This window comes from Halorubrum ejinorense, assembly GCF_055389685.1.
Genome location: NZ_AP043777.1, coordinates 2255679 through 2268775, shown reverse-complemented (window position 1 = coordinate 2268775; position 13097 = coordinate 2255679). Strand labels below are relative to the sequence as shown.

Annotated in this window: 11 protein-coding genes and 1 pseudogene; 3 read left to right on the top strand and 9 right to left on the bottom strand. The window is 70.5% G+C overall.

What is annotated here, in order from left to right; translation table 11 throughout:
* The first annotated feature begins 20 nt into the window (after positions 1–20).
* Positions 21–485: a Rieske (2Fe-2S) protein gene (locus tag ACZ5KW_RS12680; RefSeq protein ID WP_343776927.1), complete on the top strand. Its 465-nt coding sequence runs from the start codon at positions 21–23 to the stop codon at positions 483–485.
* A 29-nt stretch (positions 486–514) separates the two neighbouring features.
* Here ACZ5KW_RS12680 and ACZ5KW_RS12675 read toward each other — a convergent pair whose 3' ends face one another.
* Both ACZ5KW_RS12675 and ACZ5KW_RS12670 read right to left on the bottom strand, forming a co-directional pair.
* Positions 515–1795: an amidohydrolase gene (locus tag ACZ5KW_RS12675; RefSeq protein WP_343776925.1), complete on the bottom strand. Its 1281-nt coding sequence runs from the start codon at positions 1793–1795 to the stop codon at positions 515–517.
* A 72-nt stretch (positions 1796–1867) separates the two neighbouring features.
* A complete protein-coding gene (locus tag ACZ5KW_RS12670; protein WP_343776923.1) occupies positions 1868–2347 on the bottom strand; it encodes a pyridoxamine 5'-phosphate oxidase family protein in 480 nt (159 codons plus the stop codon).
* A gap of 120 nt (positions 2348–2467) precedes the next feature.
* Between ACZ5KW_RS12670 and arcS the strand changes: the two genes are divergently transcribed.
* Positions 2468–4276 (top strand): archaeosine synthase subunit alpha, encoded by a 1809-nt coding sequence (gene arcS / locus ACZ5KW_RS12665; protein WP_343776921.1) that lies wholly within the window; start codon positions 2468–2470, stop codon positions 4274–4276.
* Positions 4277–4394: 118 nt separating this feature from the next.
* On the opposite strand, the gene ACZ5KW_RS12660 is transcribed toward arcS, so the two are convergent.
* Complete coding sequence (locus ACZ5KW_RS12660) at positions 4395–6005, bottom strand: SufS family cysteine desulfurase (RefSeq protein ID WP_343776920.1); 1611 nt, start codon at positions 6003–6005, stop codon at positions 4395–4397.
* 40 nt (positions 6006–6045) lie between these two features.
* Between ACZ5KW_RS12660 and ACZ5KW_RS12655 the strand changes: the two genes are divergently transcribed.
* On the top strand, positions 6046–6687 hold the full coding sequence (locus ACZ5KW_RS12655) for a type 1 glutamine amidotransferase (protein ID WP_343776919.1): 642 nt from the start codon (positions 6046–6048) through the stop codon (positions 6685–6687).
* 153 nt (positions 6688–6840) lie between these two features.
* Here the strand turns inward: ACZ5KW_RS12655 and ACZ5KW_RS12650 are convergent, their stop codons facing one another.
* The 6 genes and pseudogenes from ACZ5KW_RS12650 to ACZ5KW_RS12625 form a co-directional block, all read right to left on the bottom strand.
* A complete protein-coding gene (locus tag ACZ5KW_RS12650) occupies positions 6841–7266 on the bottom strand; it encodes a universal stress protein (protein ID WP_343776917.1) in 426 nt (141 codons plus the stop codon).
* A gap of 222 nt (positions 7267–7488) precedes the next feature.
* Positions 7489–7782 carry a DUF6199 family natural product biosynthesis protein gene (locus ACZ5KW_RS12645; RefSeq protein ID WP_343776916.1) on the bottom strand — a complete coding sequence of 98 codons (294 nt, stop codon included), beginning with the start codon at positions 7780–7782 and terminating at the stop codon, positions 7489–7491.
* 192 nt (positions 7783–7974) lie between these two features.
* A complete protein-coding gene (locus tag ACZ5KW_RS12640) occupies positions 7975–9477 on the bottom strand; it encodes an MATE family efflux transporter (protein WP_343776995.1) in 1503 nt (500 codons plus the stop codon).
* 138 nt (positions 9478–9615) lie between these two features.
* Positions 9616–10056: an EamA family transporter gene (locus tag ACZ5KW_RS12635; RefSeq protein WP_343776915.1), complete on the bottom strand. Its 441-nt coding sequence runs from the start codon at positions 10054–10056 to the stop codon at positions 9616–9618.
* A 30-nt stretch (positions 10057–10086) separates the two neighbouring features.
* Positions 10087–11867 (bottom strand): annotated as a pseudogene (locus tag ACZ5KW_RS12630) (histidine kinase N-terminal 7TM domain-containing protein).
* A gap of 127 nt (positions 11868–11994) precedes the next feature.
* Positions 11995–12960, bottom strand: coding sequence for a UbiA family prenyltransferase (locus ACZ5KW_RS12625; protein WP_343776914.1), 966 nt, complete (start codon positions 12958–12960; stop codon positions 11995–11997).
* Between the last annotated feature and the right edge of the window lie 137 nt (positions 12961–13097).

Here is a 13097-nt window from a genome sequence, read left to right as displayed (position 1 = left end):
GATCGACCGCGACTCACCCAATGAGCGACTACCGACTCACGACGGTCGAGACCGTTCGCGAGCGGGGATCGTGGGCGTTCACCGCCCGCGAGGGCGACGCGGACCGCGAGGTGTTCCTCGTGCCGTGCGCCGACGAGCCGGACGGCGGAGTGGACCCCGAGGATTCAGACGGCGAAGGGCAACCGGTCCGCGCGTGGATCAACCGCTGTACTCACGAGGACCAGCGGCTCTACCGCGAGGAAATCGGTGCGGTCACGCGGGGCGGCTCCGTCGTCTGCCCGAAGCACGGCTCGGCGTTCGACGCCTGCGAGGGCTCCTGTGACGACGGCGAGGCCGCGGGGACGACGCTCCGCTCGATCGACGTCGACGTGCGCGACGGGGCGGTGTTCCTCACCGACGACGACCTCGCGTACCTCTACGAGGGGCTGCCGGACGACGACGGCGACGACGAGGGGCCGTCGTCGAGCTCGCACTTGACTTTCTGACCGCGCCCGCCGACGCCGACCTCGACCGGCTACGGCCGCGTCTCGGCCACGCGCCGGATGGCGCCCGCGAGCACGTCGACGCCGACCGAGATGTCGTCTTCGACCGTGTCGAACGTGCTCGTGTGGTGGCCGCCGGGGTGGTCGGTCCCGACGCCGACGTAACAGGCCAGCCCGCCCTGCTCTTGGACGCGGTTCATCAGGAACGTGGCGTCCTCGGAGCCGCCCAGCTCGTCGCTGTCGACGATGTTCGTGACGCCCGCGACGTCGCCCGCGGACTCTCGGACGTGCCCGGCGAGGGCGTCGTCGCTCGTCGCGCTCGGCGCCTCGCCCAGCGTCGACACGTCGACCTCGCAGTCGTGCATCTCGGCGGCCGAGTCGAGGATGCGGTCGGCGTGGTCGGACATGTACTCGGCCAGCTCGGTCGAACCGCCGCGCAGTTCGCCCTCGATGTGTGACTCCTCGGGGATGATGTTCGTCGCCGTGCCGCCGCCGACGAGCCCGGCGTTCACCCGCGTTGGGCCGTCGGCGTGGCGCGGGATGGAGTAGAGGTTCTGGACCGCCGCCGCCATCGCCTGAACCGCGTTGCGTCCGGCCTCCGGGCGGGCGCCGGCGTGGGCCGGCGCGCCGGTGAACTCCGCGAGGAAGTGTCGCACCGCGAGGAACCCCTCGACCCCGCAGACGACCTCGCCGGAGGGGTGATCTAACCCGACGTGGACCGCGTAGAGGTAGTCGACGTCGTCGAGGTGGCCCGACTCGGCCATCGGTTTCCCGCCCGCGACCTGCTCTTCGCCCGGCTGGAAGAACACCTTGAGGGTGCCCGAGAAGTCGGAGTCGAGGACGGCGTCGAGCGTGGCGAGCCCGATGGTCGCGTGAGCGTCGTGGCCGCAGGCGTGCATGAACCCCTCGTTCTCGGAGCGGAACCCCTCGGCGGCCGGGACGTGCTCGTCCGACTCCGACTCGGTGATCGGGAGGGCGTCGATGTCGACGCGGAGTCCCACGACCGGCCCCTCGCCGCGCTCGGCGACCGCGACGCAGCCGGTGTAGCCGCCGGAGAGCCGGTCGAGGATCTCCGGGTCGGCGCCCGCCTCGCGGGCCCGCGTCTCCCACTCCGCGAGCTCGTCGTCGTCGGGGACGTTCAGGCGCTCGTCGGTCGCCAGCGCGTCGGGCCCGACGTGGAGCGCCGTCAGGTCGCGGTCCCGAAGGGCCTCGACGATGCGGGCGGTGGTGTAGAACTCGCGCCACGCGGGCTCGGGGTGGCGGTGGAGGTCGCGGCGGAACGTCCGGTACTCGTCTGCGTCGAGAACGCTCATACCGGTCGGTGGCTCGGCGACCGCTTAAACGATCGCCCCGCGGACAGCGACGGGGGTCGCGCGGCCCTCGCCTCACTCGTCGGCCGAGCCCATCCGGCCCGAGTAGTCCCACGTGTGGAGCCGCTCGGGCCGGATCCGGATCTCGACCTCCTCGCGTTCGGGGCGTAGGAGTCGCTCGCCGGTCGGGTTGTCGACGCCGCCGAGGTACTTCTCCAGCAGCGACCGGAGCAGGTCTTTGTCGTCGTCGGGGAGGACCGTCGCGCGGCCGCGGCCGCGGACTCCCATGTACGGCGGGTCGTTCGTCGACACGTCGAAGGAGACCTCGTCGTCGTGGCCGACGAACTCGACGAGGTCCGCGTCCGCGCTGGTCGCACAGCGGATCGCGTCGCTCGGACCGTCGGGGTCGTCACCGGGGTCGGGGTCCCACGCGAACCACAGCGAGACGATCCACGGGCGGTCGCTCGGCGTCCGGCAGCCGAGACGGACCGGGACGCGCGCCGCGGAGAGGTAGTCGTCGACGCGGTCGCGGTCCCACGGGCCGGTCGGTTCCATGTGATCGCAACGGTCGCTCGCCGCCTAACAGTTGCGGCGGGCGCGTCGAGGCGGGCCGGCGGGTCCCGCTCGGCGACCGCGGAACACAAGAGAATTGACCGTCCCCGCGCGAGTGGAGGTATGACCGACTACTTCGAGGTCCACGAGCGCGACGGCGCCGCTCGCCTCGGCGAACTCCGCCTCGCCGAGTCCGTGTCGACGCCGGCGCTCGCGGACCCGTTCCTCGACGACCCCGGCAGCCTCTGGGCCGCCGAGCAGGGGGTGCCCGAGGGCGACGAGGCCGCGCTGACGGTGTTGCCGCACCGGTCGTTCCCCGCCGGCACCCGCGACGAGGTGCGCGAGTCGTTCGCGGTCGACCACCCCGACGTCGAGTTCCCCTCGGCGGCGGTCGTCGACAGCCGCGGCGCCGCCGACCTCGGTGCGGACGCCTACCTCCTGTCCGACGCGCAGGGGTTCGTCGGCCACGGCGAGGCGTTCCGCGACGCGATCGTTCGGGCGAAGGCGGCGCTACCGCCGGACGCGGCCCTCGGGCTCTCCGGGGTCGCGACGCCGCGGAACGTCGCCGTGCTCGCGTACGCCGGCGTCGACCTCGTCGACGCGACGCTCGCGCGGACGAAGGGGACGCAGGGGCGATACCTCACCGCCGACGCGGCCCACTTCCTCGAAGACCTCACGGAGCTGCCGTGCGCCTGCCCGGCCTGCGCGAAACCCCGCGGCGAGTTCACGCGCGCCGACTGCGCCGAGCACAACGTGAACGCGCTCCGCGCCGAACTCCGTCGGGTCCGCGAACGGATCCGAAGCGGCCGCCTGCGCGACTACGTCGAGGGACAGGCGCGTCACGAGGGCTGGCTCACGGCGACGCTCCGCGAGTTCGACGACCAGTGGGGATACCTCGAGGAGCGGACGCCGCTCATGCGCGACGCCGAGGTGACCGCGGCCTCGGCGGAGACGCTCGACCGCGTCGAGATCCGGCGGTTCGCCGACCGCGTGACGAGCCGCTACCGGAACCGGTTCACCGACCAGCCGCTCGTCTTGGTCCCCTGCTCGGCGACGAAGCCGTACAGCGACTCCCAGAGCCACCGCCAGTTCCACGACGCGGTCAAGTGGCGCGGCCACACCGTCTCGATGACCTCGCCGATCGGCGTGGTCCCCCAGGAGCTGGAGACGACCTACCCCGCACAACACTACGACTCGGTGGTCACCGGCGACTGGAGCGAAGACGAGATCGAGTTCGTCGCCGAGGTCCTCCGACGATACCTCGAACGCAACGACTACTCCCGCGTGATCGCGCACGTCCCCGAGGACGGCTACCGCGAGATCTGCGAGCGCGTCGAGCGCGACCCCGCGGTCGACCTCGACTTCGAGTACACCTGCGTCGACCACCCGACGACCGACGAGTCGCTCGGCGAGCTGAACGCCGCGCTCCAGGGCGAGCCGGCCTACAGCAAGCGGGAGCGCGAGCACAACACCGTCCGCGCGCTCGCGGACTACCTGCTCGGCGACGGCGCCGGCGACGACCTGTTCGGGGGCGACGCGGGAGCGAGCGCCGATATCCGCACCACCGGACGCTACCCGAAGCTCCAGGTGTGGGGCGACGACCCCGACGCGGGCCGCGAGGGGGAACCTGGCGAGCAGTTAGCGACGATGGTTCCGCAGTACGGCACCCTCTCATTCACCCTCGACGGCGCGCGCCGCTGGGTCGAGAGCGACGCGCCGACGAAACGCGTCGAGATCGACGCGTTCGTCCCGCACGGTTCCGTCCTCGCGCCCGGCGTCGTCGACGCGGACGACAGGATCCGAGTCGGCGACGAGGTCGTCGTCGAGGGGCCGAAGGCGTTCGCTGTCGGCCGCGCGGCGATGTCCGGCCCGGAGATGGCGGGCTCGACGCGCGGGGTCGCCGTGGAGGTCCGGCACGCCGACGAGAACTGACTGGGCCGGAGAGCGGTAGGTCGGCCGATCGGGCCGATCGGGCCGGACGGGTCGGCCGCACCACCGAGGCACTCTCCCGTCTCGTCCGAGAGGGGCGACGGACGACGCGGTGAGGGCTCTACGCGCCGTTCCCCTCGACGTACTCGCGGGCCGCCTCTCGGATGACGTCCTCCGGGCCTTCGACGCACTCGCGTCGGAGGTCGGGGTACTGCGCGTCGAGCGTACGGGTGACGTACCCGTCGAGGTCGGCGACCTCCCCGACGGACATCCCGACGAGGTGCTCCGAGAGGAGGCTGGCGACGGCGCGGCTGACCGCACAGCTCCGGCTTTCGAAGGCGATCTCCTCGATGCGGCCGTCGGCGATCGCGACGTGGAACTCGCCGTCGTCGCCGCAGGTCGTCTCTTCGGAGGACTTCGCGAACGTCGGATCGGTGAGCGGGCCCGAGTTACGTGGGCGATGGTAGTGTTCGCTGATGAGGTCGTGGTAGCGGTCGGAGGCGAGGTACGCGTCCAGATTGTCGCGCGCGGAGTCGACGACGTCGAGGAGGCGGTCGACGTCCGCACGGGTGTTGTAGACGTAGAACGACGCCCGCGCGGAGCCGGGGATGTCGAGTCGATCGTGGAGCGGCTGCGTACAGTGGTCGCCGGCGCGGATCGCGATGCCGCGGTCGTTGAGGAGGCTGGAGAGGTCGTGGCCGTGGACGCCGTCGACGTTGAACGAGACGAGGCCGGTGCGCTCCTCGCCGACGCCGGGACCGTACGTCCGGACGAACTCCCTCTCGGCGAGTTCCCGGAGGAGATACTGTGCGAGCTCGTTCTCGTGGTCGCGGACGGCGTCCATCCCCAGCTCCGCGAGATAGTCGACGGCCGCGCCGAGCGCGATGCCCTCCGCGATGGGCGGCGTGCCGGCCTCGAACTTCCAGGGGAGCTCGTTCCACGTCGAGTCGGTGAGCGTGACGTTCCGGATCATCTCCCCGCCGAACAGGAACGGGTCCAGCTCCGCTAGGACCTCCCGTTTCCCGTACAGTCCACCGATGCCGGTGGGGCCGGCGAGCTTGTGGCCGCTGAACGCGAAGAAGTCCGCGTCCATCGCCCCCACGTCGACGGGCCGCGTCGGGGCGGACTGGGCGCCGTCGACGACCGCGTACGCGTCGTGGTCGTGCGCGAGGGCCGCGAGGTCCGCGACGGGGTTGACCGTTCCGAGCACGTTCGAGACGTGCGGCGCGCAGACGACCGCGGTGTCGTCGGTGACGAGGTCGCGGGCGGCGTCCATGTCGAGGTGGCCGTCGGCCGTGACGGGGACGTGGCGGACGGTCGCGCCCGTGCGCTTGGCGATCTGCTGCCAGGTGACCAGCGAGGCGTGGTGGTCCATCTCCGTCGCGACGATCTCGTCGACCTCGTCGAGGTGTCGGCTGAGCCCGTACGCGACGAGGTTGATGCTCTCGGTGGTGTTCTTGGTGAAGACGATCTCCTCGCGGCCGTCCGCGCCGATGAAGTCCGCGACGCGGTCGTGTGCCTCTTCGTAGGCGAGCGAGGCCTCGTGGCTGAGCTCGTGGATCCCCCGGTGGACGTTCGCGTTGTACCCCGCGTAGAACTCCTCGAAAACGTCGTACACTTGGCGGGGAGTGTGCGTGGTCGCGGCGTTATCGAGGTAGGTGAGCGGATGCCCGTTCACGCGCCGGTCGAGCACGGGGAAATCCGAACGGACCGCCTCGGCATCGAAACTCATGTAGCTACCAAGAGTGCAACTCATCTTAAATAAACCCCAGATGATATTGGTACTCGATAACGCGGTCGACGGCGGGTACATGGCCGACGAGGTAGTCCGCTTCCTCCCCGACGCCCGGGCGTACCGCTACCCGCACGAGGACGGCGACCCGAGCCTCGAGGCCGTGGACGGCGTCGTCATCGGCGGAAGCGAGGCCGGCGTGCACGACGAGCCCGACCGGCCGTGGATCACGGCCCAGAAGCGCTTCGCGCGCCGGCTCGTCGAGGAGGGCGTCCCGACGCTCGGCATCTGTTTCGGTCATCAGATTCTGAACGCCGCCCTCGGCGGCGCGGTCGCGGACAGCGGGACGTCCCGCCTCCGGCTCCACGACGCCGAACTCGACGCCGACGAGCCGCTGTTCGACGGCGTCGAACCGAGCGTGCCAGTGCTCCACTCCGACGTCGTGACGGAACTCGGCGACGGGATGGAGGTCATCGGGCGTGCGGATTACTACGAGTACTTCGCCACTCGACACCGCGACCGGCCGGTCTGGTCGGTCCAGTATCACCCCGAATTCACCCACCGAATCGCGGACGAGTACGACGGCTGGGATGCGGCCGACGGCTCCTTCGAGGACTCCACCGCCACCCGAACGCTCGCCAACTTCGCGGAGCTCGTCGAGTCGTCCGGGAGCGAATCGTAGCGGTTGCGGGTTCACCCTCGGAGCGGCGACGAGGCGCCGGCCACGCGCGGTATCGCCTCCGCTGACCGCACCCTGGGACCGCGGCGGTCACCGCGACAGTGGGGTCCTCTCGCGCCGGCCGGCCGCTCGGGGGCCCGGCGCGTCGGTCGGGCGTCACGCTCGCCGGTCCGGGAACACCATCACGGGAACGTCCGCCTCTCGGATGAGGCGGCCTCCGGGGTCACCGGTGATCGTCCGCTTCCACGCGTCGATGTCACGGGGGGTGAACGCGACGAGGGTCGCCTCGGTCATGCCGATGGCGTCGACGAGCGCCGTCGCGACCTCCTGCGCGTCGAGCGTCACCCATTCGAACTGGAGGTCGTCTCGGTGGAGGATGTCGAAAAACGTCTCGTAGGTCGCTCCCGCGAACTCGTCGCGGCCCGTCTTGATCGTCGTCTCGCCGCTCTCGCCCCGCGTCACGTGCGTCACGATGAGCGTCGTACCCGGGTCGAGGTGCGGCCGAACCGCCCGCGCCGTGGCCTCGGCGTCGTCCGGGCCCGCGATCGGTATCAGGATGCGTTCGAATAGCTCGTCGTTCACGAGCGTACCCTCCGAGGGGGCGAACAAAAGCGTGCGGGGCGTTCTCGGCAGCCGACCGAGCGTCTCGGAACGCCGGTCGGCGGGCGGTGTCGAACGCCGCGCGGAGTGACTCCTCCCACTTCTCTCGTCGTTCTCGAACGAGTGACGCGAGTCAGGGCCCGCGGAGTCCGACTCGAAACCGTTCGTCGGCCGGTCTCCCGGGAGCCCGTGCCCGAGATACCTTCACTCGTCGTCTTCGGTCCCCGCCGCGTCGGCGAGCCCGGAGGGTTCGGCCTCCAACTCCTCCGTATCCTCGAGGAGGAGCCCCGTCCCGCCCGCGGCGATCATGCCCACGCCGATCGCGCGCAGCTGCCGGACGTACGCCGGCTTCGCTTCGAGATCCGAGGCGTTGTCGAAGTTCTTCCCTATCATCTTCTTCGTGAGCCGGACGCTCGCCTGTGGGAACAGCGCCGTCACGACTCCCTGTAACAGTATCAGCGCCGACCCGAACAGCCGGCCTTTCTCGCAGTCTTTCACGTCGATCCGTCGGTGTCGCTGGCGCATAAATACTGCCCACATTCTCCAATACTGGATACACTATCTCGTCCAAATTCGGTCCCTCGTTCCATCTAGCATAGAAAATTGTTTTCTTGATACAATACTATCTCGCCGGTACGGTATCCGCATACGACTCGCGTCGCGAAACGGCGGATCGACTCTTCGCCCGACTCAGTCGTCCGCGGTCGCCTCCGGGCGGTACGCCTCGCTGATCGCCTTCCATTTCCCGGAGCGGAACCGCAGGTAGTTGATCGCGGCGGGGATCGTCGTCTCGGCCATGAACGCGAGGTACAGCCCCCACAGCCCGATCGCGGGGAGCGCGACCTCCGAGACGGTGAATCCGACGAGCGGGAGGTCGATCGCCGGCGTCGCGTCGTACGCGCCGACGTACGCGAGCGGGATCGACACGCAGAACATCCCGAGGAACTGGCTCGCGAACGGAATTTTCGTGTCGCCGGCAGCGTCGAGGGGGCCCGCGGCGCCGCCGGAGACGCCCTGGAATATCACCGCGGCGCAGGCCGCGTACACGAGGTTGACGGCGATCGGTATCTCCGGGCTGTCGGGCGACTGGGCGAAAAGCGAGACGATGTCGGTCGCGAACACCGCGATCAGCACCGCGGAGACCGCGTACGTCGCCACCGAGTGGCGGATGATGTCGCGGGCGTACGCCTCGGCCTCGTCGGGCCGCTCGACGCCGAGCTCCTGCCCGACCAGGCTGGAGGAGGCGAGGCCGAACCCCCAGCCGGGCGTGTTCATGATCCCCCAGATGCGGCGGGCGATGACGAACGCGGCCACCGTGTTCTCGCCGAACACGTCGAGGATGGCGAGCATGGGGAACTCGGCGGCGGTCCACACGAGGTTGCGCGCGCCGACGGGCACGCCGATCTCGACGAGGTCGCGTAACATTCCGGGGTTGAGGTAGGAGCCGGCCGGGTCGATCGCGACCGGGAACTCGCCGATCAGCGGGGCGCTCCCGCGAACGAGTCCGACCGTGAACCCTCCCACCGCGAGGACGTTCGAGAGGACGGTGCCGACCGCGGCGCCCTCGACGCCCCAGCCGAACCCGAAGATGAACAGCGCGCTGAGGACGATGTTCGCGACCGCGCCGCCCGCCCGCACCTGCATCGCGGTGTAGGCGTCGTCGCAGCCGACCAGCACGCGGCTGCCGACGAGGTTGAGCGCGGCGAACGGTACGCCGAGCCCGACGATCCGGAGGTAGTCGGCGCCGAACGCGATCGCCCGTTCGTTGCCGCTCAACACGTCGATGAACGAGGGGGCGAACAGCCAGAACGCCGCGCTGACGGGGATCGTGATCGCGACCGCGAGGAGGACGCTCGACCGGACGGCGTCGCCGAGTTCGACGAACGCCTCGGCGCTGTATCGCTGGGAGACTAAGGCGATGGTGCCGCCGGCGACGCCGCCGCCGAGCGCGAACGCGAGCCCCCAGTACGGGCCCGCGAACCCGACGCCGGCGACGGCGCTCGTGCCGACCGCGACGCCGACCATCGCCACGTCGACCGCGTTCTTGGACATCCGAGCGATGCCCGTGACGATCCGCGGCCACGCGAGGTCGGTGGTCCGAACCACGCGGTGTCGGTCGATCAGCCCGACCTTCGCGAGGGCGAACCCGATGTAGAGGATGAGCGCGCGGAACGGGTTCGGGAGGTTCGACAGGCGGGACACTGCGGGTGCGCTCCTTTTCCGCTGCCGGCTAAAGGGGTTTCGTCACGCGGCAGCGGGTGCCGGATCGACGGGCGGACTCCCGGTCGCGGCGGCGGGGCCCGTACGGCCTGAAAATCGGTTTCGGGGCCGTTACGCGCCCGAGACGAGGTAGACGGAGGCGGCGGCGAAGACGATCCCGAGCCCCTTGCGAAGGGTGAACGACTCGCCGAGGAACAGGAAGCCGATCACCGAAGAGAAGACGAGGAACATCGCGAAGATGGGCGTCACGACGCTCACCGGACCGAGCGACAGCGACCGGTACAGCGCGAGGATCCCGACGCCGAGGAAGAACCCGGCGGCGAGGACGTGCGCCAACTTCGGCGAGGCGAGGTGCGTCGTGAACCCCTGGCCGGTGTAGGCGATCACTCCGACCGCCATCACGATGAGCAGCGTGTTCGACACGACGACCGCGACGTCGCTCGGTATCGCGTTCGGGCCGGTCGTGGCGACGCGCATCAGTGGAGAGACGAGCGCGTACGCGCCCATCGCGAGCAGCGCGTACGGGAGGTACGTAGTGGCCGTGGCGTCCATACCTCGCGGTCGCCCGCCGGCGACAAGTGCCTATCGACCCGCGTTCGGGGGCGGCCCCCGGTGCCCCGGTTTGTCGCCGGCCGACCGGTCGCCGTCGGTCGGCTCACGGCCGATCCACTGGGAGCCGCCCGCCCCGTCGCGGTCGACCGGAACGCTCACCGTGACCGTCGTGCCTCGGGGGTCCCGTGCGTCGAACGAGATCCGTCCGCCGAGGTGGTCGACGCCCCACTTGACGATCCACAGCCCGATCCCGCTCCCGTGTCGGAGCGGCGTCTCCGTGCCGCGCTTCAACACGTCGTACTCGGTGGGCTCGATGCCGGGACCGTCGTCGGCGACGGTGACCTCGATCCACCCGTCCGCGACGGCCGCGTCGATCCCCACCCACGGCGTCTCCGCGTCGTTGTGGCGGACCGCGTTCGAACAGAGGTTCTCCAAGACGACCGCAAGACGACCGGCACCCGAACGGTGGGAACCGACCCGACCTCGATCCGCGCGTCGGCGTCGAGCGAGCGCGCGTCCGCGGCCGCCTCGTCGATGACGTCCTCGAGGGGGACCGACGTGGACTTCTCGGTCGGGTCGAACAGCTCGCCGGCGGTCCGGGTGCGCTCGCTGAGCTCGAGCATGCGCGACGCGCTCTCCTCGACGACGGAGAGGGCGCGTTCGTCGGCCGGGTCCGCCCGCAGCTGTTCGGCGTACCCCTGAATGAGGTTGGTCTCCGTCCGCACGTCGTGGCGGAACACGCGGTTGAGCACGTTGAGACGTTGCTGTTGGCCGAGGTACGCTCCGACGTCGTGGTAGGCTATCACGCGGGCGGTCGTGCGGTCGTGGTCGTCCGTCACGTCCCTGACGGTCACCTCGTACGGGCGCTGCCCGTCCCGACCGACGATCGGGATCGCACGCGGCGCGTCCCCGTCGTCGTCGGGGTCGCGGACCGTGTCGTACTTCGGAACGACCGTCGCGGCGTCCCTACCGATCGCCTCCCGGCGGTCGATGCCGAACGTCTCGACCGCGCTCTCGTTCAGATCGACGAGCAACCCCTCGGTGCCGACGACGAAGACCGGGTCGTGGAGCTGCTCGAAGACGAGCTGTCGCGCCCGGCGGCGCGGGGCGGGCGCGAGCGTCAGCAGCCGGAACCGCGAGAGCGCGAGGAGGTACGCGACTCCGGAGACGGCGAACACCAGCGGCGTCGGGTCGAGTCCGGGGATCGGAGTCGAGCCGGTGAGGTACGCGATGCTACCGGCCCACGGCGCTGCGGTCCCGACCAGCAGGGCCGCGCTCTGTCCCCGGAACGAGCGGGCGTCGTCGCGGATCAGCTGCAGCAGGGGGACCGACCCGACCGCGCCGAGGAGGTACGTGTACGCCGCGATGATGTAGTACAGCGGTCCCGGAGTGGCGTCGAGGAACGTGCCGACCGCGGTCTCGCGCACGGTGTAGTCGACGGTGAGCAGGCCCCCGGGGTCGCCGAGGGCGGCGACGAGGACGGTGGCGACGGGGAGGATGGAGACCAACGACACAGAGAAGGGGGTCACGTAGCGGTCGTACCCGGTGTACGCCAGCGCGAAGAACAGCCACCCGATCGGGATCGCGACGACGCCGACCCACTGGATGTCGTACCACAGGGCCTTCGCCGGGAGCGTGGCGGCCTCCAGTTCGAAGACGAGAAACGTCGCCCACCAGACCTGCCCGGTGAGCAGCACCGCGAGCCAGGTCGCGCCCGGCTCGGGGCGCTCCCGCCACGCGAGGATCGCCGCCGCCAACCCGACCGTCACCGAGACGAGCAGAAAGGGAGAAAGTGTGCTCAGCGCGGCCATAGGGTTTTTTACACACATTGTGTTTATAACTCATCGGGTCTAATTTTCTCACTCAAAAATCGGGCGTTCCGAGCCGCCACGGCCGCGACCTCCGTTCTCGGTCGGTCGGCGCGATGAAGACGCGATCTCAGCCGGCAAGCGCCAACAGGACCCCGGCCGCGACGAGGTAGCTACAGTCGGGTGCGGCACCGAGGATCCCGCCGTCGAGCCGGTGGGACGCCGCGGTGACGACCAGCGAGACGGCGAGGCCGGCACCGAGCGCTACCAGCGCCGGGGTCGACACCGTTCCGACCGCGGCGACGGTCACCAGCAGCCCGGCGGCGACCGCGTCGACGCCGAGCAGCGCCCGGCGCGTTCGGGCGACCCCGTACACGACCGGCAGCGTCGCCACGCCGTGTGCGGCGTCGGCGGCGACGTCCCTGACGTTCGGCACCTCGACGTCGACGAACGAACGGACGGCGACGTACGCGAAAAGCAGCGCGACCGTGGGTCTCCCGGCCGACTCGATACCGGTCCCGGCGAACGCGAGCGGGGCACCGACGACGGCGACCGCCCAGGCGAGCGCGACCGCAGCGGAGTTGAGGAGGAAGACCTCCTTCAGCCGCGGAAGCGTGATTCTGCCGAGCCGCGTGTCACGGCCGCCGACGGCCGGCAACCAGTCGGCGGCGTAGCCGACCCACACCGCGCCCGGAACGAGGACGAGCCCGAGCGCCGCGGGGCCGGCGGTGACCGCGAGCGCGACCGCGAGCGCGTAGCTCACCGCCGCGGCGGTCATCAACTGGTCGCTGTAGCGCAGCGCGAAGCGGGCCCGGGAGGGAATCGACCCCGCGTCGGTGCCGGCGTCGGCGACGTGGTCCGCGGCGTACACCGCGAACGCGACGAGCCCCACCGCGACCGGCGCGGTCGACCACGAGACGCCGAGCGCCACCGTCGCGATGGCGACTTCGAGCGCGGCGACGACCGCCGTGAAGGGCGCGCCCGCGGCGAACGCGGCCGCCTGTCTGATCCCGCTCGCCTCGCGGGGCGTTGTCTGTGAGCGATGCTGCTCCGCTGTGCCGTCCGGGGTGGACGGTCTGGTCGGTTCGTTTGCCATAGTGGCGTCCGCCGCCGTCTGGCGGCGAACGTCCGGTATCGGCACGGAAGCCATATCTATCCACGCCGTACGGCGTTAATAAAACTCGAATGAGGCTGTTATCTGCTCGGCCGCTCCCGCGCCGCGTGCCTGCTTCG

Bases quoted from the DNA above. Each gene is read 5' to 3' on its own strand.
- ACZ5KW_RS12660 (WP_343776920.1), bottom strand. From the start codon at position 6,005: ATGAGTTTCGATGCCGAGGCGGTCCGTTCGGATTTCCCCGTGCTCGAC.
- arcS (WP_343776921.1), top strand. From the start codon at position 2,468: ATGACCGACTACTTCGAGGTCCACGAGCGCGACGGCGCCGCTCGCCTC.
- ACZ5KW_RS12655 (WP_343776919.1), top strand. From the start codon at position 6,046: ATGATATTGGTACTCGATAACGCGGTCGACGGCGGGTACATGGCCGAC.
- ACZ5KW_RS12675 (WP_343776925.1), bottom strand. From the start codon at position 1,795: ATGAGCGTTCTCGACGCAGACGAGTACCGGACGTTCCGCCGCGACCTC.
- ACZ5KW_RS12670 (WP_343776923.1), bottom strand. From the start codon at position 2,347: ATGGAACCGACCGGCCCGTGGGACCGCGACCGCGTCGACGACTACCTC.
- ACZ5KW_RS12635 (WP_343776915.1), bottom strand. From the start codon at position 10,056: ATGGACGCCACGGCCACTACGTACCTCCCGTACGCGCTGCTCGCGATG.
- ACZ5KW_RS12680 (WP_343776927.1), top strand. From the start codon at position 21: ATGAGCGACTACCGACTCACGACGGTCGAGACCGTTCGCGAGCGGGGA.
- ACZ5KW_RS12625 (WP_343776914.1), bottom strand. From the start codon at position 12,960: ATGGCAAACGAACCGACCAGACCGTCCACCCCGGACGGCACAGCGGAG.